The organism is Cryptosporangium arvum DSM 44712 (assembly GCF_000585375.1).
GTDB lineage: Bacteria > Actinomycetota > Actinomycetes > Mycobacteriales > Cryptosporangiaceae > Cryptosporangium > Cryptosporangium arvum.
In genome coordinates this window covers 2,869,842-2,889,363 of the sequence record NZ_KK073874.1, presented here as the reverse complement: position 1 = coordinate 2,889,363, position 19,522 = coordinate 2,869,842, and the positions used below count along the sequence as shown (strand labels likewise).

The following is a 19,522-nucleotide window of genomic DNA, read 5'->3' as shown; positions in this document are numbered from 1 at the left end:
GGAGTCTGCCAGCGTTGCTCCATCGTGGACAGCGGTTCGTCGTCCGTACCGGTTCAGCCGTCGAGGGTCAGGTACCGACGCGCCCGACGCAACTGCACGATCGAGACGACCAGGAGCGCGCCGAAGAAGACGACGCAGTAGCCGCCGACGAGACGCTGCCAGAGCCGGTCGCCGGACACCACCTGCACGCCTTGCAGGACGAGGACCACCGGGTAGAACCACACGGCGAAGGTCAGGTACTTGGTCAACCGCCGCGCCTCGTACCGGGCGATCGCGTGGAGTTCCGGGTCTTCCGGCGGCTCGGTGCGTTTCAGCGCGTCGCGCACGGTGCGCGAGTCGGTCCGGCTCAGATCACGCAGCGGTGAGGCCAGCGTGACCCCGGTCTCCGCGCCGCGTGCCGGCACCCCCCGCGGGCCGAGGTCGGCCACGGGTGACGTCAGCCCGGTACCGCGCCGCCGGAGGAACCAGACGAGCCCGGCGCCGACACCGGTGACGACCACACCGAAGCCGAGACCCAGCACGACGCCGATCGCGACGGCCCCGGCGGTGAGGCCGGGGCTCTCCTGGGCCGCCGACACCAGGTACCCGGCCGCGGCCGACACGGCCGTGCTCACCGCCACGACGCCGAGCCATTTCCCCGCCGACAACCGCGCCATCCGGCCTCGCCTCCCGTGCTCCCTGCGCCAGAGGCGTCCACTGTGGCACAGCGTGGCTCAGCGGCCGGCCGAGAGCGCCACCACCTCGCGGGCGGAGCGGACGACGGCGGCGTCGATGAACCGGCCCCGGGCGTCCACCGCGCCACCGCCGCCGGCGGCGTCGAAGCGATCGAGGACGTCCCGGGCGGTCGCCACCTCGTCGTCGGTGGGCGTGAACACCTCGTGGATCACCGGGACCTGCGCGGGATGGATCGCGGTGCGGCCGCGGAAGCCCTGGCGGGCCAGCGTGCGGGCGCTCTCGCGGAACGCGTCGGTGTCGCGGAAGTCGGTGGAGGTCGCGCCGACCGGGCGCGCGATGCCGGCCGCGGCCGAGGCGACCACGACCTGCAGGCGGACCGGGGCCAGCTCGGCGCGGTCCGGGCCGGGGCGCAGGCCGAGGTCGGCGATCAGGTCGGCCTCGCCGATGCCCAGCCGGAGCACCCGGGGCGCCGCCGCGATCTCCGCGACCCGGACCAGGCCGGCCGCGGACTCGACGAGCGGCAGCACGGCCGCGTCCGAGCCGAGGGCGGTGAGGCGGGCGTCGACCGCGGCCAGCACGTCCGGGTCGGCTTTCGGCACGACGACGCCGTCGAGCCCGGGCCGCACGACCGCGGCCAGGTCGTCGGTGGTGCTCTCGGCGTTGATCCGCACCCACACCTGGGGCCCGGGCTCCGGGGTGAGCCAGTCGGCCACCAGCTCGCGGGCGGCCTGCTTGTTCGCCGGCGCGACCGCGTCCTCCATGTCGACGATCAGCGCGTCGGCACCGCGGGTCCGCGCGCCGAGCAGGCGGTCGGCACGGTCGCCCGGCACGTAGAGGTAACTGCGGACCGGCCGGATCACCGCGCTGCCCTTTCGTCGGCGACCGCGTCGGCGGCCAGGTACGCGAGGCCGAACGCCGGGAGCAGGCCGTTGCCGGCCAGGTAACCGGCGGCCCCGTGCCCGGAGATGCCCGCCGCGGCCCCGCCGGAGGCGTAGAGGCCGGGGATCGTGCCGCCGTCGGGGCGCAGCACCCGGGCCCGGCCGTCCACGACCAGGCCACCCTGGGTGTGGAACAACGCGGGCAGCACCCGGACCGCCGCGTACGGCGCCCGCAGCGCCCGCGTGAACGTGCGCCCGAACCGGTCGGGCTTCCCGTCCAGCCGCTCGATCTCGGCCAGCTCGGACCGGACGCCCTCCACCGGCAGCCCGGTCACGTCGGCCAGCTCCTCCGGCGAGGACGCCCGGAGCTCCGCACCCGCCTCGACGCAGTGCCGGAAATCGGTGAACGGCAGGCACTCGTCGTGCACACCCTGGTCGTAGACGATCCAGCCGGTCGCGCCGGGGCGCGCCGCGAGGGCGGGGCCGAACTCGGAGTAACCGCTGGTCTCGCGGCCGAAGCGCCGTCCGGTGGCGTCGAGCATGATCCCGCCGTGGACGATCGTCGCCCAGCCGAGCAGCGTCGAGGCCTTCGCCGAGAGGGCGGCGTGGCCCTGGTAGGCGTCGAGGAACGCGGTGTCGGCACCGAGGCCGGTGCCGATGCGCAACGCGTCGCCGCGGGAGGTCTCGCTGCCGTGGTAGGTCGCCGCGGCGATCTCCGGCAGGTGTTCGCGGACCAGGTCGCGGTCGGCGCCGAAGCCGTTGGTGGCCAGCAGCACGGCCCGGGTCGGGATCTCCTCGTCCCCGGCGACGACCGCACGCGCCGCGCCGTCGTCGTCGAGCAGGACGTCGGTGACGCGGGCCGGCACCAGCACGTCGATCAGCTCGCTGGCGTCGGCCAGGCGGGTGAGGCGGTCGACGAGCGCGGCGCCGTGGCGTTCGGGGATCGTGTGGCAGCGTTCGACCGAGTGCCCCGGGTAGTTCATGTCGGTCATCAGCGACATCTCGAAGCCGGCGGTGTCGGCCATCCACTCGACCAGTTCGGCGCTCACCTCGGCCAGCGCCCGCGCCAGCCGTTCGTCGCCGGCGCCGCCGGTCTTGCGGCGGACGTCGTCGACGAAGAGCTCCACGGAGTCCTCGATGCCGGCGGCGCGCTGCCACCGCGTGCCGACGCCCGGCACCATCGCGGTGCACATCGAGGTGTTGTTGCCCCGCCGGTAGTGCGGGCTGGCCTCGACCACGAGCACGCTCAGCCCCCGCTCGGCCGCGCGCAGCGCCGCGAACAACCCGCCCCCCGCGCCCACCACCACGAGGTCCGGCCCGTCGGCGCTCATGCCGCGGCTCCCGCGGCGACCAGGCGCAGCGTGCGGATCACCGGGTCGACGACCGGGATCGGCGCCGCCCCCTCGGCGGCACCGAGCCCGACCGCGGAGCAGCCGTTGATCAGCGCGGCCGCGCCGGAGCCCGCCAGTTCGGCCGCGGCGCCGGCCAGTCGTTCGCGCCATCGGTCCCCGTCGGCGACCGCGGCGAAGTCCAGGTCCAGCGTCCGCACCGGGGTGACCACCGCACCCCAGCCGTACCCGTCCACGACCGCGCGCATCTCGTCGGCGATCGCGGTGTTCCGGACGACCGCGGCCACCGTCTCCCCTACCGCCGCGGCGTGCGCGACCGTCACCCGCAGGACGCCGATCACGATCCCGAACGCCGGGTCGGCCTGCATGGCCGCGACCCCGGGGTCGAGCACGCAGTCGGGCATCACCGCGTCGTATCCCGCCGGCGCTCCGGCCAGCGCCTCGACGACGTACCGCTCCGAGGACCGCATGTCCGCGGGCGTCTCGAGCGACATCGGCGCGCCGAACGGCAGGTCGTGCAGGTCCACGACGACGCCGTCCGGCGCGATCCAGTCGTAGCGCTCCTGCCGCCGGGCGAGTTCCTGGGCGCCGACGTGCAGGGGTGTCACGGCGTAGATCCGCATGTCAGTACCTCCTGGGATCACGGGAGCTCACGCAGCGCCCGACGGACCGAGCCCAGCCAGGGCAGCTCCCTGGCGACCGCGCAGACGCGTTCGGCGTCGGCGGCCGAGCCGAGCAGGTCGGCGAGCAGGGCCTCGACGTCGGCGGCGCCGAACGGGCCCCGGGCGGTGTCGCCGATCGGGTCGGCGACCGCGGCGGTCACGACGTCGCCGGAGCGCAGCGTCACCCGGACCCGTGCGCCGCGGTGCTCGGGCACGGCGGCGTCGAGGTCGGGTGCGACGGTCAGGTGGACGCGCGCCATCAGTGGCCGGGCGGCGTCGATCCGGGCGAACGCGTCGGGGCGGACGGCCCCCTCACGCAGGGCGGTCGCGACGACGAAGGGCACCGAGAACATCGCGGCCAGCCGGGTGGGGCAGTCGACCCGGTCGAGGGCCGCGGCCGCGGTGTAGGTCTCGACGTCGACGCGTTCGACGTCCTCGAGCGGCACGCGGGGCCGCAGGTCGAGCACCGCGTCGGCGGTCGGGTGGGTGTACGCGCACGACGCGTGCCGCTTGAAGTACCCCAGCTCCAGGTCCCACCGCTCCCCGAGCCCCTCGTTCAGCGGGCCCGGGTCGAACGTTCCCAGCAGGCCGCCGAGCGAGTGCCGGGCGATGCCGGTGTCGCGGGCCGCCCCGGCGGCGGCCAGGCGGGCGGCGGCCAGCCCGCTCTGGTTGGCGGCGCCGACCCACTCGTCACGCACCGGGTTGCCGTCGAGGGCCGCCACGAACGGCCCCGCGATCGCCATCCCGGCCGCGGTGTCGATCGCGGCGGCCATCGCGTCGGCAGACAGCCCGAGCAGGCGGGCACACCCCGCGGCCGCACCGGTCGCGCCCCAGGTCCCGTGCGGATGGGTGCCGGGGCGCAGCCGCGTCGCCCGGCCGAACCGCGCCGCCACCTCGTACGCGACGACGAGCGCCGCCGCCGTCGTCGGCCCGTCCGCGTCCCGGGCACCGGCCAGCGCCAGCACCGCCGGCCAGCCGTGCGCCGCCGGGTGCCCACCGGCGAACCGGTTGCCCTCGTCGAGTTCCAGGCTCACCAGCGCGGTCGCGTTCAGCCAGGCCGCCGCGTCCGGCGTCGTCGACCGGCCGGTTCCGATCAGGACGCTCGGGCCCGGCGGCGGATCCCACGCCTCGACCAGCGCCGAGCGCCCCGCCGATCCGACGAGCGTCACGCCGAGCACGCTCGCCAGCACGGTCTCCAGCCGGTCGGTGACCCCACCGGGCAGGTCGACCGTGCGGAGCCCGGCCGCCCAGGCGGCCAGGTCGTCCACCGGTGACGTGCTCATAGGCCGAGGTAAGCCTTCCGCACCCGGGCGTCCTCGGCCAGCGCGGATCCCGGGCCGTCGAGCACGATCGTGCCGCTCTCCAGCACGTACGCCCGGTCGGAGATGCCGAGCGCCTGGGCGGCGTTCTGCTCGACGAGCAGGACGGCCACGCCGCGGTCCCGGATCGAGCGCACCGCCTCGAGCACCTCCCAGGTGAGCTTCGGCGACAGCCCGGTCGAGGGCTCGTCGAGCATCAGCAGCTTCGGACGACTCATCAGCGCCCGCCCGATCGCCAGCATCTGCTGCTGGCCACCGCTCATCGTCTGCGCGGCCTGCCTGCGCCGCTCGGCGAGCGCGGGGAACAGCGCGTAGACCTCGTCCAGGAGTTCGTCCACGCCGGACCGGACGGTCCAGGCGCCGAGGCGCAGGTTCTCGTCCACACTCATCGGGCCGAACAGGTCCCGGCCCTCCGAGACCTGCACGACCCCGCGGCGCACGATCTCGTGCGGGCGCCGCCCGTCGATGCGTTCCCCGGCGTAGGTCACGGTGCCCGCGGACGCGCGGAGCAGTCCGCTGATCAGCCGCAGCGTGGTCGACTTCCCGGCGCCGTTGGCGCCGACGATCGACACCAGCTCGCCCGCGTCGACGTGCAGCGAGATCCCGTGCAGGATCTGCAGCCCGGAGTACCCGGCCGAGACCTCCTCGATCCGCAGTCCCTGGTCACTCATCGGTCGTCTCCCCCGTCGACGGGGCCGTACCCAGGTACGCCTCGACCACCGCGGGGTCGTCGACGACCTCGGCCGGCGCTCCGCGGGCGATCACCCGGCCGCGGTCGAACACCACGACCGAGTCGGACAGCCGCATCACCGCCGCCATGATGTGCTCGACGAACACCAGGCTCAGCCCCTGCTCGTCGCGCAGGCTCGCCAGCAGGTCGAGCACCGGCTGCCGCTCGGTCGGCACCAACCCGGCCAGCACCTCGTCGAGCAGCAGCACCCGCGGCCTGGTCGCGATCGCCCGCGCCAGCTCGAGCCGCTTGAGCGCGGCCGTGTGCAGGGTGCCGGCGACCGTGTCGGCCCACTCGTCCATCCCGACCGACGCGACGACCTCCTCGGCCCGTCTGCGCGCCGCCCGCTGCGATCCTCCGCCCACCGAGGCCGCGATCGCCACGTTCTCCAGCACGCTCAGCGTCGCGAACGGGCGCATCAGCTGGAACGTCCTGGTCATCCCGGCCCGCGCCACCTTGTGCGCCGGGAACCCGGTGATGTCCTTCCCGTCGAGGGTCACGCTTCCCGTGTCGGGCTTGAACGCCCCGGCCACGACGTTGAAGAACGTCGTCTTCCCCGCGCCGTTGGGACCGATGATGCCCAGCACGGTCCCCTCCGTCACGTCGATGTCGACGTCACTGAGCGCGGCGATCCCGCGGAAGGACTTGCTCAGGCCCTTCACCGTCAGCACAGAGCTCACCGCGACCGCCACCGATCGATCACGAGCTGGCGGATCGTTCCGTACAGGCCCTTCGGGAGCGCCAGCACGATCACGATCACCAGCACGGCGTACAGGACGACGTCCAGCCCGCCCCGGCCGGCCAGGAACGACAGCGCCTCGGGGGGCTCCCGCAGCAGCGTGGCCGTCACCGTGGACAACGGGCCGACGATGACGGCGCCGATGACCGGACCCCAGAGCGTCCCGACGCCACCGACCACGGCGGGCACGATCGCCTGGATCGACTGCGCCTGCCCGAGCACGATGTCGGGGTCCACGAACATGTAGTACTGCGCGTAGAAGGCCCCGGCCACCGCGGTGATCGCCGCGGCCAGCGCCATCGTCGTGAGCTTGTAGCGCATCACCGGGATGCCGAGCGCGGCGGCCGCGTCCTCGTCGTCGCGGATCGCCACCGCGTAGCGACCGGCCTTCGACCGCAGGTAGAAGAACACGGCCAGGAAGGCGACGACGACGAGAGCCAGGCCGATCCAGAAGTACTCCGGCGCGTTGGCCTCGAACTGGAACTTCCACCAGGACTCCTCCTGGAGGAGCGGCACGTGGTAGCCGATCGTGCCGTTCACCCAGGTGGTGTCGGTGGCCAGCAGGCGGAGCATCTCCGCGATCGCGAAGGTCGCCAACGCGAAGTACGCGCCGCGCACCTTGTACCGGAACGCGACGTAGCCCGTACCCACGGCCAGGGCGGCGGCCAGGGCGGCGCCGGCCAGCATCGCGATCCACGGCGACACGTCGAACCCGACGAGCAGCACCACGTCGGCGTAGGCACCGACGCCGAAGTAGGCCGCGTTGCCGAAGCTGAACATGCCGCCGTACCCGCTCATCAGGTTCCAGCCGGTGGCCATCAACGCGAAGATCAGCACGCGGATCGCGACCGCCTGCTGCGACTCCGGCAGCACGAACGGCATCGTGGCGGCGACGACGGTGACCACCGCGAGCACCCCGAGCGTGCCCCTCGCCCGGCTCGGGCGACGGCGGACCGTGCCCTCGTGCTCCCCCGCGTCGGGAGCCGTCACCGTCTGAAATGTCATTGTCGTGCCCCGAACAGGCCCTGCGGCCGGGCCACCAGGATCAGGATGAACACCAGGAATACGCCGAACAGCGGGCTCTGCCCGGTGAGCAGGACGCCGCCCAGCTGCTCGACCAGGCCCACGATGATGCCGCTGATCAGCGCGCCCGCGACGTTGCCGAGGCCGCCCATCACGACGACCACGAACGCGAGGATGTTGAACTGGTCGCCGGCGGTGGGGGTGATCGTGGTGAACGGCGCGATCAGCATGCCCGCCGCGCCGGCGCACGCGGTGCCGAGGCCGAACGTCAGCACGTAGATCTTCCGTACGTCGATGCCGACCAGCCCGGCGCCCTGCCGACTGGCCGCAACGGCCCGGATCGCGCGGCCCAGGCGGGTGCGTCCGAGCAGCAGGTAGAGACCGGCCGCCAGCACCAGGGCGCCGCCGAACGCGACCAGGCGCGTCTGGTTCGCCACTGCCCCGAGCACGTTGATGCCGTGGTCGCCGGCCACCGCGACCGACAGCGGATCACCGCCGAACGCCAGCAGCAGCAGGTTCGACACCAGCAGCGACAGGCCGAGCGTCAGCAGGAGCTGACTCTCCAGTGGCCGGCCCATCGTGTGGTTGAGCAGCGCCCACTGCGCCAGCGCGCCGAGCGCGAACAGCGCCGCGATCGCGATCGGCAGCGCGACGTACGGGTTGGCTCCGGTGGTCGCCACGAACTGGTACGTGGTGAACAGCGCGACCGCGAGGAACGCGCCGTGCGCGAAGTTGACGATGTCGAGGACGCCGAAGATCAGCGTCAGCCCCATCGCGAGCAGGCTGTACACCCCGCCGTTGACCAGCCCGGTGAGCACGGCCTGCCCGGTGATCGTGCCGCTGCCGGACTTGAGCAGCGCGGCCGCGATCAACACGAACACCAGCCCGACCGCGACCGCAGGGGCGGCCGGAACCGACCGCCACCGCGCGGTGAGGGCTTCGGCCGTACTCATGCGCCGGGGGCGGCCGGGTACGTGACCTTCGCGGTCGCGAACTCCGCCGGGTAGACGACGGTCGGCTTGGCCTCGACCACCTGGGTGAGCGCCGGCAGCGCGGTCGAGTTCTCACCCTTGTCGTCGAACTTGATCGGGCCGTCGTTGAGCGTCAGCGGCGTGAGGTCGGTGTCGGTGATCGCGTCCCGCAGCTTCGACCCGTCGACCGACTTCGAGCGCTCCAGCGCCGCGGCGATCACCCGCACCGAGTCGTAGGCCAGCGCGGCGCCCGTGCGCGGCGGCTGCCCGTACTTCGCCTGGTAGGCCTGGGCGAACTTCGTCGCCTCGGGGCTCTTGTCGTTGAGGTGGTAGTTGACGTCGAAGTAGCCGGCCGAGGCCGCACCGGCGTCGGTCGGGAACTGCGGCTGGTCGAAGGCGCCGTTCGCGATGCCGTACACCGCGTCGAGCGTCGGCTTGACGGTCGACACCGCCTTCGCCGCGAGCACCCCGTCCTTGTAGTAGCCGGTGACCACGAGCGCCTGGGCGCCCGACGCCTTGACCTGCGTGATCTGCGTCGTCAGGTCGGAGACGCTGGCCGCGTCGTAGCTGATCTCCGGGTCGACGGTGATGCCGGCCTTCTCGGCCTCGGCCTTGAACGCCTTGAAGACGCCGGTGCCGAACGCGGTGCTCTCGTGCAGGTAGGCGACCTTGGTGAGCGGCTTGCCGGCCGCCTTCGAGATCTCCTGCAGGTACTTCGCCCCGGCGGTACCGAAGACGCTGTTGCGCGGCTGCATCCGGAACGCGTACTCGTAGCCGTGCGAGAGGATCCCGTCGTCGCCGGAGATGTCGATGACGAACGGCACCTTGTTCCGCTCGGCGAGCGGGGCGACATTCGCGCTCACCGCGCTCTGGTAGGTGCCCACCAGCGCGGTGACGCCCTCGGTGACCAGGCGCTGGGCCTCGCTCTGCCCGACGTCGGGCTTGCCCTGCGTGTCACCGCCGGCCAGCTCGAGCTTGCGTCCGTCGAGCGCCTTGATCCCGCCGGCCTTGTTGATGTCCTCGATCGCCAGCTTGACGCCGTTCTCCATCTGCTGGCCGTCGCCCGCGAACGGGCCGGTGAGCGGGTGGAGGGTGCCGATCTTGATCGTGCCGCCGGAGTCGCCGGTTCCGGTCGACCCGCCACCACACCCGGCCAGAGCGAGCGAGACGGAACACACCAGCGCCAGTAACGGAAGAGTCCGCCTACCCATGTCGCTCCCTCGAAAGGTGCAGGGCTGCGTTCCGCTAATCGGAACAGCTGCTTTGGTTAACGCAGACCGTTCCACCCTCCGGTGGAGCCGTCAAGTGTTCTGTCCCTCCGAGACGCAGCATTTACACCGCGTTGACGACTCGTGCCCTACTGTTCCTGCTAGAGGAACGATGCGAAGACGGTACGGTCTACGGGCCGGTTTCGACAGGAGGGAGCCGTATGGTCAGCGACGGCACGGAGGGCGCCGGTCGGGTCGCCGACGTCCTGCTCCGCTTCGTCGACGGGCCGCAGTCGTGGGGCGTCTCGGCGATGGCGCGCGAGCTGGACCTGAGCAAGGCCGTCGTGCACCGGATCATGCGCTCGCTCGTCGACCGTGGCCTGCTCACGCTCGACTCGACGTCGCGGACCTACTCACTGGGGCCCGCGGCCGCGGCGATCGGCGCGCGGGCGCTGCGTGACTCGAAGCTGCGCCGGGTGTCCCTGCCGTTGCTGCGCGAACTCCAGGTCACGACCGGCGAGACCACGACGCTGTCCGCGCGGGTACCCGGCGGGAGGGTGTACCTCGACCAGGTCGTGAGCACCCACGAGATCAACATGACGGTGGAGCTCGGGCGCCGGTTCCCGCTGCACGCGGGTGGATCGGGGCGGGCGATCCTCGCGTTCTTCCCGGCCGGGGAGCGGGAGGACGTGCTCCACGGGGAGCTGCGCACGCTCACGTCGGCGACGCAGGTCGACCCCGAGCAGCTGCGGACGCTGCTCACCGAGACACGCAAGAACGGGGTCGCCGAGTCGGGCGGCGAGCGGCAGCCCGGCGCCGGGTCGGTGGCGGCTCCGGTCTTCGATCTGGACGGGCAGGTGATCGGGTCGATCTCGGTGTGCGGCCCGATCAACCGCCTGACCGCGGAGGCGCGGCGCACCTACGTTCCGCACGTGGTCCAGACGGCCGACCGCATCTCCCGCGCGCTGGGCTGGCCCGGCGGCCTCCCCGCCGAGTAGGCCCCGGCTTTCCGGCCTATGCCGGCTTTCCGGGTCGACGACCGGTTCCGCGCCTACGACGGGTTTCCAGGTCTACGACGGCGCGGGTAGCCCCGAGACGCCGGCGAGCAGCGGGCGGGCCAGCAGAGCGGCCCCGTGGCACCCGGCCTCGTCCCCGAGGGTGGCCGGCACGATCTCCGGGGCCGGGAGGAACGAGCCGCGAGCCGAGACCGCCGCACGCAGCGGCCCGAAGAGCGTCTCGCCGGCCCGCGCGAGCCCGCCGCCCACCACGATCACCCGGGGATCCAACAGCGCCGCCGCGCTCACCAACCCGTCCGCGAGCGCCTCGACGGCCTCTCCCCACACCCCGGCCGCCACCGGGTCGCCCGCCGCCGCGAGCCGCGCCACCTCAGCCGCGCTCGCACCCGCCGCGGAGATCGCGGCCGGAACGGAGCCCCCGGACTGAACGGAGTCCCCGGACTGAACGGAGCCCCCGGACTGAACGGAGCCCCCGGACTGAACGGAGTCGCCGGCCTCCCGGTACCGGGCCTCGATCGCCGAGGCGCTGGCCTCGGCCTCCAGGCACCCGCGGCGCCCGCAGCCGCATTTCCGGCCCCCCGGCCGCACGACGACGTGCCCGAGCTCCCCCGCGGCCCCGCTGGCCCCGGTCACCACCGCACCCGCGACCACGTGCGCCGACGCGATCCCCGTGCCGATCGGGACGAACAGCACGTCGTCGCTCCCACTCGCCGCGGCCTCGGCCAGACCACCCGCGCGGACGTCGTTCGACAGCACGGTCGGCAGCCCCACCCGCGCCTCGACGAGGTCGCGCAGCGGTACGTCCCGCCAGCCGACGTTCACCGACCACACGGCCACCCCGGCCGCCGCGTCCACCAGACCCGGCACCGCCAGCCCGATTGCCCGCGGGGGCCAGCCGGAGGCCACCGCCCGCTCGCGCATCGAGGTCAGCACCTCGAGCACGGTCGAGACGACGGCGTCGGCGCCCCGCTCCCGCCCGGTCGGATGGCGCGCGGCCCAGAGCGGGGCGCCGGTGGCGTCGAACACCGCGCATTTGAGGGTGGTGCCGCCCAGGTCGACGGCGAGGACGGTCTCCACTACAGCGTGACGACCGTGCCCGCGGCGCGGGCGCGTTCGGCCGCCCACACCACCCGGTGCCCGGCCAGGCTGGTCGTCGCGTCGGAGTTGAGCAACGTGGGGTCACCGGTCGCGACCGCCTCGACGAACGTGTCGACGAGCGCGTGGTCGCCGTCGGTGTGGTCGGCGTCCACCGACGAGCCGCCGGTCTCCACCACCGTCTCCGAGCCGTCCCGGAAGTCCACCACCCGCAACCGCACGCCGTCCCCTTCGACGTACCCGTGCGTCCCGAACAGCCGGGTCTTGCGCAGCTCGAACGGCGAGAACGCGGTCATCGTGAACGACCCGGTCGCACCGCCCTCGAACTCCAGCGAGACGACCTGGTGGTCGACGACGTCGTTGTCGCTGTCGTAGACGCACCGCCCGTACGGCCCTTCGCGCAGCGCACGCGTGACCCCGTCGACCGTGTGGTCGGAGGTCACCGCCGAGAGCGGCCAGAACTCCTTGTCCGGGTCACCGAGGCAGTCGAAGTACAGCCGCTTGGCCGAGTACGGGCAGGTCGGCTCGATCGGGCAGTCCAGGCACCGGGCCGCGGCCCCCTCCGGCCGCGCCGAGGGGCGGAAGTGCGACAGGCGGCCGAACGAGCTCACCCGCTCCACCGGCCGGCCGACCACGTACAACATCCAGTCCAGGTCGTGGCACGCCTTGGCCAGCAGCATCGGCGTCGACGTGCGGCTGTTGCTCCACTCGCCGCGGACGAACGAGTGCGCCTGGTGCCACCACCCGACCGGCTCGAGGTGCTCGATGCTCATGATCTCGCCGATCCGCCCGGAGCCGACGACGTCCATCAGCCCGCGTGTGTAGGCCGTGTAGCGCAGCACGTGGCAGAGCGCGAAGATCACCTTGTTGCGTTCGACCGCGTCGACGATGCGCTCGGCCTCGTCCTCGGTGGGGGCCATCGGTTTCTCGGCGAGCAGGTGGTAGCCGAGGTCGGCCAGCGCGATCGCCGGCCCGGTGTGCTGCTGGTCGGGGGTGGCGATGATCGCGCCGTCGGCGATGCGGCCGGCGGCGGCCAGCCCGGTCCAGTCCTCGAAGACCTGCGCCACCCCGAACTCGGCCGCGAACCGCTCCCGGCGACCCGGGTCCGGCTCCGCGACCGCGACGATCCGCGCGCCGCCGCTGCTCACCGCGCGTCTGGCGTAGCCCTGCCCACGGAGACCCGCACCGACGACAACTAAACTGACTTGGTTCACGGGAGCCTACTTTCTATCCTCTCCAGGATTAGTAACCCCCGGTGCGGCTTCAGGTCAAGGGAGTGTGGATGGCCGAGGAGATCGCGGGCGGCGACTTGTCGCGCCTGCGGCAGCTCAACTCGCTGACCATGGTGCGGGTGCTGCGCGCCGGGGAACCGGCGACGCTCACCGAGCTGGCGGCGCGCGCCGGCCTCTCCCGCGCCTCGACCGAGGACGTGGTGGGCGCGCTGGTGGCGCAGGGCTGGGTGGCCGAGGTGCCCCCGGTCGCCGGCGCGATGGGTCGCCCGGCCCGGCGCTACCGGTTCCGCGGCGACGCCGGTCACGTGCTCGGCGTCGACATCGGTGGGCACCGGGTGCGTGCGCTCGTCACCGACCTGGACGGCACGGTGCTCGGGCGGGCCCAGACCGCGGTGGCGGAGACCGCGGGGCGGGCGACCCGGCTCGCGGCGGCCGACAGCGTGGTCAGCGAGGGCCTGCGCGCCGCCGGCCTGCCCGCCGGTGAGCTGTGGGCGGTCGGCGTGGCCAGCAGCGGGCTGGTCGACCCCGGTGGCCGCGTCGTGCTGTCGGTCGCGATCCCGGAGTGGACCGGCCTCGACCTCGCACAGCATTTCGGCACCACGTTCCGCGGCCCGGTCGTGGTCGACAACGACAGCCGGCTGGCCGCGCTGGCCGAGCAGTGGCGCGGTGTCGCCCGGTACGCGAAGGACTTCGTCCACCTGCTCGCCGGCCTGCGTACCGGCGTCGGCCTGGTCATCGACGGCAAGCTGCACCGCGGCTTCGGCGGGGCGGCCGGCGAGATCGGCGCGCTGCCGAACGTCGGCTGGATCCGGGCCCAGGAGCACCTGCAGGCGTGGGACGGCGAGGCCGCCGACCTGTTCGCGGCCGCTCGCGCCGGCGACCGGTCGGCGCTCGGCGCGGTACGTCGCTACGTGCGTGACCTCTCGGTCGGCACGGCCGCGCTGGTGCTCGCCCTCGATCCGCAGATGGTCGTGCTCGGCGGAGGTTTTTCACGCTCCGCCGACGTCCTGCTCGAGCCGCTGCGCAAAGAGCTCGATAAGCACTGCATTCGGACGCCGGAGGTGCTGGCCTCCACGCTCGGCGAGGAGAGCGTCGCGCTGGGTGCCGTGAAACTCGCGCTCGACCACGTGCAGCCCCAGCTGGTCCCTTGACATCTTTTTACTGGAGTCCATTAATAGTGGAAATCCTGCGGCGCTCGATCGGCGTCGCGGCCGGGCTCACCCCTAGGACTCCCCCATGTCATGGTTCCGACGCACCGGCGCTCTGGTCGGCTTAGTCGCAGTGATGGCCACTGCCGCCTGCGGTGGCGACTCCGACACCAACGACGACCCGAACGCGAAGGCGACCATCTCGTACGCGGTCTGGGACAAGAACCAGGTGCCGGCGATGCAGAAGCTCGCCGCGGACTTCACCAAGACCCACCCGAACATCACGGTGAACGTCCAGCTCTCCCCCTGGGAGACGTACTGGACGAAGATGAAGGCGGCGGCCACCGGCGGCGCCGCGCCCGACGTCTTCTGGATGAACGGCCCGAACTTCCAGCTCTACGCCACGAACGACGTCCTGCTGCCGCTCGACGGCGTCGACACCGGCAACTACCCGAAGTCGCTCGTCGACCTCTACACGGTCGAGGGCAAGACCTACGGGGTGCCGAAGGACTTCGACACCGTCGGGCTCTGGTACAACAAGGAGCTCTTCGACGCGGCCAAGGTCAAGTACCCGGACGACACGTGGACGTGGGACACCTTCAAGGCCGCCGCGGCGAAGCTGACGAACAAGGCCAAGGGCCAGTACGCGATCGGCTCGACGCTCACCTCGGCGCAGGAGTACCAGTACAACACCATCTACCAGGCCGGTGGCACGGTGCTCTCCGACGACGCCACGAAGTCCGGCTACGCCGACCCGGCGACGATCGAGGGCCTGAAGTTCTGGACCGACCTGATCAAGGCCGGCCAGTCCCCGAGCCTCAAGACGCTCACCGACACCCAGGCGATCAACCTGTTCGAGTCGGGCAAGATCGCGATGTACTACGGCGGCTCCTGGAACGCCGCGGAGTTCTCGACGAACGAGTACACGAAGACCCGCGCCGACGTCGCGGTGCTGCCGCAGGGCAAGAAGCGCGCGACGATCATCCACGGCCTCGCGAACGTCGTCGCGGCGAAGACGAAGTCGCCCGCCGCGGCGAAGGAGTTCGTGAAGTTCCTCGGCTCCAAGGAAGCCGCTGAGCTGCTCGCGCAGAACGGCGTCATCCCGGCGTTCAACGGCACCCAGGACGCATGGGTGAAGTCGCACCCCGAGTTCAACCTGCAGGCGTTCCTCGACGAGGTCGAGTACTCGGTGCCCTACCCGGTCTCGCGCAACACCGCCGCCTGGCAGGAGCTGGAGACGAAGTACCTCACGCCGGCCTGGAACGGCACGACCGACGTGGCGGCCGCCTCGAAGGAGCTCGCCACCGCGATGGACGACGCTCTGGCCGAGGAAAAGTAGCGTGGCTCTCCTGGACACCGGTGGCGGGCGGGGGAAAGTGCCTGCCACCGGCGCCGAGCCACCCGCGGCGGCGGTAGGGGCCGCCGCGGGTGGCCGCCGGCGGCGGCGCACGGACTGGCGCGAGGCGCTCTGGGGGTACGCGCTGATCGCCCCGACCGGAATCGGCCTCGCGGTGTTCTACCTCTGGCCGGTGCTGCAGACCGCCTACCTCTCGTTCACCGAGGCCGGCCCGTTCGGCGGCCCGTCCGAGTGGGTCGGCCTGGAGAACTACCAGGAGCTGATCAGCGACCCGGAGGTCGGCCGGTCGCTCGTCAACACCCTCGCGTACACCGCGCTGGGGCTGATCGGCATCCCGATCGCGGTCGTGATCGCCGCGCTGCTCTCACGCCCCGGATTGCGCGGCGTCGCCGTCTACCGCACGTTCTTCTTCCTGCCGGTCGTGACGACGCCGGTCGCGGTCGCGATGATCTGGCGCTGGATCTACAGCGGTGACTTCGGGATCCTGAACTACCTGCTGTCGCTGGTCGGCATCGAAGGTCCGCACTGGATCGCCGATTCGCGGACCGCGCTGATCGCGATGGTGATCGTCGGGATCTGGATGGGGCTGGGCTACAACCTGGTCATCTTCATCGCGGCGGTGAAGGGTATCCCCCGGCACTACTACGAGGCCGCGGAGATCGACGGCGCCGGCCCGGTCCAGCAGTTCTTCCGCATCACGGTGCCGCTGCTCTCGCCGACGATCTTCTTCGTCTCGGTCGTGTCGGTGATCGGATCGCTGCAGCTGTTCGACCTGGTCTACGTGCTCGCCGGGGGCTCGAACCAGGCGTCGCGCGCGAACCCGGCGTTCGAGAGCATGGAGACGATCGTCTACCTCTTCTACGCCGAGGCGTTCCAGAACAACGACAAGGGCTACGGCGCCGCGATCGCGATGATCCTGCTCGCGCTCATCGTCGCCCTGACCGCGGTGCAGTTCCGCCTCCAGAAGCGGTGGGTGACCTATGACTAGGAAGTTCGGCCTCACGCACCTGCTGCTGACGATCGGCGCGCTGGCCATGGTGGCCCCGTTCATCTGGCAGTTCCTGACATCGCTCAAGACGTTGGAGCACGCCACGTCGGTGCCGCCGACGCTCGTGCCCGACGGGCAGTGGAGCAACTACACGAAGGTGTTCGATCTGGTGCCGTTCGGGTCCCAGTTCCTCAACACCGTGGTGATGGTCGCGGCGCGGGCACTCGGGCAGGTGCTGATGTGCTCGCTCGCGGCGTACGCGTTCGCGCGGCTGCGGTTCCCCGGGCGCACCGTGCTGTTCGGGCTGTTCCTCTCGGTGCTGATGGTGCCGCCGCAGCTGTTCATCATTCCGCAGTACGAGATCATCGCCGACCTGGGCTGGCTCAACAGCCTGCCGGCGCTGATCGTGCCCGGCCTGTTCAGCGCGTTCGGCACGTTCCTGCTGCGTCAGTTCTTCCTCGGCCTGCCGGCCGAACTGGACGAGGCCGCGCGCCTCGACGGGGCGAACCCGCTGCGGATCTGGTGGTCGGTGATGGTGCCGCTGGCCCGCCCGGGAATGATCGCGCTCGGCATCCTGACGACGATCTGGTCCTGGAACGACTTCTTCTGGCCGCTGGTGGTCAACAACGACCCCGAGAAGATGACGCTCTCCGCCGGCCTGGCGTCGATGCAGGGCCAGTTCCTCACCGACTACCCGCTGCTGATGGCCGGGTCGCTGCTGGCGTCCCTGCCGGTGATCGCGGTGTTCGTCGTCATGCAGCGCCAGTTCGTGGAGGGCATCGCGCTGACCGGCACCAAGGGCTGAGGTTGCTGCGGGCGGAGGATTCGAACCTCCACCGACCGGTCCAGAGCCGGTCGTGCTGCCTGGTTACACCAGCCCGCATGGTTCGGGCCGGCCGGCGGGGGTAGCGGTCCCGCCGGCCGGTACCAGCGCGGGCGGCGCGGCCGGGGCGCAACGAACCCGGCGGCGCTCTCCGGGTGATGAGCCCGGGGCCTCGCGCTGGTGGGGACCGCCGCTCGCGCGATCCGCGCGGCCCGCGACGGCCTCTCGATGAAGGAGGCGCTGACGCGGCTGCCCGCGCGTTACTCCCGCCGTTGTCCCTGCTGCTGCGTGCTCACGTGAATCAGGGTACGAACGCCGCGGCGCCCCGGAAAGTGAATTTCCGGGGCGCCGCCGAGGGGGGCGATCAGGCGACGGGACGCGGGATGACCGCGGTCTTCACCGAGAACTGGCCGACGTCGGGGATCGCGGCGAGGTCGTCCTCGCGCTTCTGGTCGCGGGCCACGACCGGCTTGCCGAAGTTCGGCACGCGCGGCCGGTCCCGGTCCCGCTCGTCCCAGAGCCGCAGCAGGTGCCGGCGCCGCTGCCACTCCGGGTGGTCGGTGAACTCGGTGCGCGAGTGCAGCGCCGCGAAGTTCGACACCCATTGGATGTCGCCGGGCTGGAAGTCCATGTCCAGCGCCATCCCGGGCTCGTAGGTGATCGCGTCGAACATCGCGATGACCTCGAGCTGCTCGGGCGTCAGCTTCGGCACTTCGGGGTAGTTCTGCGCGGTGAGGATGTACGTCGATCCGGCGTAGATGCTGCACACGCCGTCCACGATGCTGACGATCGGCGACACGTAGGTGTTCGACGGCGCGTTGGAGTCCTGCCGCCGCCAGTCGAAGTGCACCGGCTCGAGCAGCAGCGGCGCGAGGTCGGGGCGCCGCGCCACGATCTCGTTGTAGATCTGCGCGCCCGACACCAGGCTCGACGCCCCGCCCTGCTTGGCCGGGCGCAGGCAGAACAGCGCGACCGCGTCGGAGCTGTCCGAGTGGAACACCAGCTTGTCGCGCACCCGGGAGGACCGGGCCGTCGGGTCGTCCATCGTCTTGTCCGAGGTCGCGACCACGTGGTCGATCAGGTCGCCCATGCCGTTCTGCTGCATCGGCGAGCCGAGGTGCAGCCCGGTCAGGTAGAAGATGGCGCCGGAGAGCGCGTCGGAGTAGAGCTCGGTCTGCAGGCCGCGGATGAGCACGAACCCGCGCCCGCGCGACATGTCGTGACCCCACTGCTCGATCGCCGGCGCGCAGACCGGCAGCGGGTAGTCCTCACGGGTCACGGTGCGCAGGTCGGGGTCGTCGAGGACGAACTTCCGCCCGACCGCCTCGAGTTCGGCGATCTGCTCCTCGGTGAGGTGATAGATCCAGCTGCGGTCGTGTTGTAACTGGTCACCGCGCCACGCGGATGGTCCGGTAACCGGGGAGAGCGTCGTCGAGGCCATGTCGTTTCCCTTCCGCCGACCGGACGTCAGGGTATGAGTGGGATGGACGGCGCGTAAATGTGCGGCGGGAACAAAATGCCGCGTCAGACGCTCATCCGGCCGCTGCCGTGGCAGAACGAGCACATCCGCGTGCGTAAGCGACGCGCGGCGACGAACGTCGTCGAGCCGCGGCCGCGGCAGTGCTCGCAGCGGTCGGGATGGCGCAGGTGCCAGCTCCGGACCCCGAACGGAGCGACGAGCGTGAGGCCGAACACGATCGCGACGTAGACCGGTAACGGCATCCCCGTCACCGTAAGTACGCGGTCGGCCGCCACAGCCGCCACGACGAGCACACTCATCCCCAGAAGTATTCGCACGCCGTCCCCCAGCGGACCGTGACTACGGCATCCCCACGCTGAGTAAGAACGACCTAATGGTGACAAGTCAATACATCGGGGTTTGAGTCGGCGGCACGGGATGCGCCGCCGACTCGGCCTCAGCGCGCGTGGCCGGGATAGGTCCCGAACGACCAGAGGTTGCCCTCGGGGTCACGGACGGCGAAGTCGCGGGACCCGTAGTCGGTGTCGAACGGCTTCCGGAGAATTTCCGCGCCGGCCGCCGCCGCGCGTTCGTGCAGCGCGTCGGGCGTGCTCGTCACGATGTACGCGCCGAACGTTCCCGGCGGGAGCTTCCACGGGTTGTCCGGGTCGTCGCGCTCCTGGCCGAGCATGATCCCGCCGCCGCCGGGCCAGGCCAGTTCGGCGTGCTGAATGACGCCGTCGTCCCCGGAGTGCGCCACCACCTCCTCGAACCCGAACGCAGTGACCAGGAAGTCGATGAGCGCCCGGGCGTCGCGAGCGCGGAGGGTGGGCCACACGGTCTGTGTCAT

At 71.9% G+C, this 19,522-nt stretch carries 20 protein-coding genes and 1 tRNA gene; 5 read left to right on the top strand and 16 right to left on the bottom strand.

Features of this window, described 5'->3' with window-relative positions:
* Positions 1 to 53 precede the first annotated feature (53 nt).
* From CRYAR_RS13485 to CRYAR_RS13440, 10 genes are read right to left on the bottom strand one after another with little or no spacing between them, the layout of a single operon-like run.
* A complete protein-coding gene (locus tag CRYAR_RS13485; RefSeq protein WP_035851023.1) occupies positions 54 to 656 on the bottom strand; it encodes a hypothetical protein in 603 nt (200 codons plus the stop codon).
* A gap of 57 nt (positions 657 to 713) precedes the next feature.
* Entirely contained in the window at positions 714 to 1,535 is an 822-nt protein-coding gene (locus CRYAR_RS13480) for an HpcH/HpaI aldolase/citrate lyase family protein (protein ID WP_051570129.1), read from the bottom strand.
* Entirely contained in the window at positions 1,532 to 2,884 is a 1,353-nt protein-coding gene (locus tag CRYAR_RS13475) for an FAD-dependent oxidoreductase (RefSeq protein WP_035851022.1), read from the bottom strand. Before CRYAR_RS13475 ends, CRYAR_RS13480 begins: the two co-directional genes overlap by 4 nt.
* A complete protein-coding gene (locus CRYAR_RS13470; protein ID WP_035851021.1) occupies positions 2,881 to 3,525 on the bottom strand; it encodes an aspartate/glutamate racemase family protein in 645 nt (214 codons plus the stop codon). Before CRYAR_RS13470 ends, CRYAR_RS13475 begins: the two co-directional genes overlap by 4 nt.
* Positions 3,526 to 3,542: 17 nt before the next feature.
* Positions 3,543 to 4,847, bottom strand: coding sequence for an MmgE/PrpD family protein (locus tag CRYAR_RS13465; protein WP_035851019.1), 1,305 nt, complete (start codon positions 4,845 to 4,847; stop codon positions 3,543 to 3,545).
* Positions 4,844 to 5,554, bottom strand: a complete 711-nt coding sequence (locus tag CRYAR_RS13460) for an ABC transporter ATP-binding protein (RefSeq protein WP_035851017.1) — start codon at positions 5,552 to 5,554, stop codon at positions 4,844 to 4,846. Before CRYAR_RS13460 ends, CRYAR_RS13465 begins: the two co-directional genes overlap by 4 nt.
* Positions 5,547 to 6,293, bottom strand: coding sequence for an ABC transporter ATP-binding protein (locus CRYAR_RS13455; RefSeq protein ID WP_084701884.1), 747 nt, complete (start codon positions 6,291 to 6,293; stop codon positions 5,547 to 5,549). The genes CRYAR_RS13460 and CRYAR_RS13455 overlap by 8 nt, the downstream gene beginning before the upstream one ends.
* On the bottom strand, positions 6,290 to 7,342 hold the full coding sequence (locus tag CRYAR_RS13450; protein WP_063725710.1) for a branched-chain amino acid ABC transporter permease: 1,053 nt from the start codon (positions 7,340 to 7,342) through the stop codon (positions 6,290 to 6,292). Before CRYAR_RS13450 ends, CRYAR_RS13455 begins: the two co-directional genes overlap by 4 nt.
* A gap of 11 nt (positions 7,343 to 7,353) precedes the next feature.
* On the bottom strand, positions 7,354 to 8,328 hold the full coding sequence (locus tag CRYAR_RS13445; RefSeq protein WP_051570127.1) for a branched-chain amino acid ABC transporter permease: 975 nt from the start codon (positions 8,326 to 8,328) through the stop codon (positions 7,354 to 7,356).
* Positions 8,325 to 9,557, bottom strand: coding sequence for an ABC transporter substrate-binding protein (locus tag CRYAR_RS13440; RefSeq protein WP_035851011.1), 1,233 nt, complete (start codon positions 9,555 to 9,557; stop codon positions 8,325 to 8,327). Before CRYAR_RS13440 ends, CRYAR_RS13445 begins: the two co-directional genes overlap by 4 nt.
* A 218-nt stretch (positions 9,558 to 9,775) precedes the next feature.
* Here CRYAR_RS13440 and CRYAR_RS13435 point away from each other — a divergent pair, with 218 nt between their 5' ends.
* Entirely contained in the window at positions 9,776 to 10,552 is a 777-nt protein-coding gene (locus CRYAR_RS13435; RefSeq protein WP_035851009.1) for an IclR family transcriptional regulator, read from the top strand.
* Positions 10,553 to 10,624: 72 nt separating this feature from the next.
* On the opposite strand, the gene CRYAR_RS13430 is transcribed toward CRYAR_RS13435, so the two are convergent.
* Both CRYAR_RS13430 and CRYAR_RS13425 read right to left on the bottom strand, forming a co-directional pair.
* Positions 10,625 to 11,647, bottom strand: coding sequence for an ROK family protein (locus CRYAR_RS13430; RefSeq protein WP_035851007.1), 1,023 nt, complete (start codon positions 11,645 to 11,647; stop codon positions 10,625 to 10,627).
* Positions 11,647 to 12,879, bottom strand: coding sequence for a Gfo/Idh/MocA family protein (locus CRYAR_RS13425; protein ID WP_035851005.1), 1,233 nt, complete (start codon positions 12,877 to 12,879; stop codon positions 11,647 to 11,649). Before CRYAR_RS13425 ends, CRYAR_RS13430 begins: the two co-directional genes overlap by 1 nt.
* A 68-nt stretch (positions 12,880 to 12,947) precedes the next feature.
* Between CRYAR_RS13425 and CRYAR_RS13420 the strand changes: the two genes are divergently transcribed.
* From CRYAR_RS13420 to CRYAR_RS13405, 4 genes are all read left to right on the top strand, one after another.
* Entirely contained in the window at positions 12,948 to 14,048 is a 1,101-nt protein-coding gene (locus CRYAR_RS13420; RefSeq protein ID WP_035851003.1) for an ROK family transcriptional regulator, read from the top strand.
* A gap of 133 nt (positions 14,049 to 14,181) precedes the next feature.
* On the top strand, positions 14,182 to 15,384 hold the full coding sequence (locus CRYAR_RS13415; protein WP_211247427.1) for an ABC transporter substrate-binding protein: 1,203 nt from the start codon (positions 14,182 to 14,184) through the stop codon (positions 15,382 to 15,384).
* Between the two features lie 10 nt (positions 15,385 to 15,394).
* The gene (locus CRYAR_RS13410; RefSeq protein WP_425389391.1) at positions 15,395 to 16,390 is read left to right on the top strand and encodes a carbohydrate ABC transporter permease; all 996 of its coding nucleotides are present in this window, start codon (positions 15,395 to 15,397) and stop codon (positions 16,388 to 16,390) included.
* Positions 16,383 to 17,195 carry a carbohydrate ABC transporter permease gene (locus tag CRYAR_RS13405; RefSeq protein WP_035850999.1) on the top strand — a complete coding sequence of 271 codons (813 nt, stop codon included), beginning with the start codon at positions 16,383 to 16,385 and terminating at the stop codon, positions 17,193 to 17,195. The genes CRYAR_RS13410 and CRYAR_RS13405 overlap by 8 nt, the downstream gene beginning before the upstream one ends.
* 5 nt (positions 17,196 to 17,200) lie before the next feature.
* Here CRYAR_RS13405 and CRYAR_RS13400 read toward each other — a convergent pair.
* The 4 genes from CRYAR_RS13400 to CRYAR_RS13385 form a co-directional block, all read right to left on the bottom strand.
* Positions 17,201 to 17,273 (bottom strand) — tRNA-Gln (locus CRYAR_RS13400).
* Between the two features lie 304 nt (positions 17,274 to 17,577).
* Positions 17,578 to 18,654, bottom strand: coding sequence for a TauD/TfdA family dioxygenase (locus CRYAR_RS13395; RefSeq protein WP_035850996.1), 1,077 nt, complete (start codon positions 18,652 to 18,654; stop codon positions 17,578 to 17,580).
* 83 nt (positions 18,655 to 18,737) lie between these two features.
* Positions 18,738 to 18,935 carry a hypothetical protein gene (locus tag CRYAR_RS13390; RefSeq protein WP_035850993.1) on the bottom strand — a complete coding sequence of 66 codons (198 nt, stop codon included), beginning with the start codon at positions 18,933 to 18,935 and terminating at the stop codon, positions 18,738 to 18,740.
* Positions 18,936 to 19,129: 194 nt separating this feature from the next.
* Positions 19,130 to 19,522, bottom strand: coding sequence for a VOC family protein (locus CRYAR_RS13385; RefSeq protein ID WP_035850990.1), 393 nt, complete (start codon positions 19,520 to 19,522; stop codon positions 19,130 to 19,132).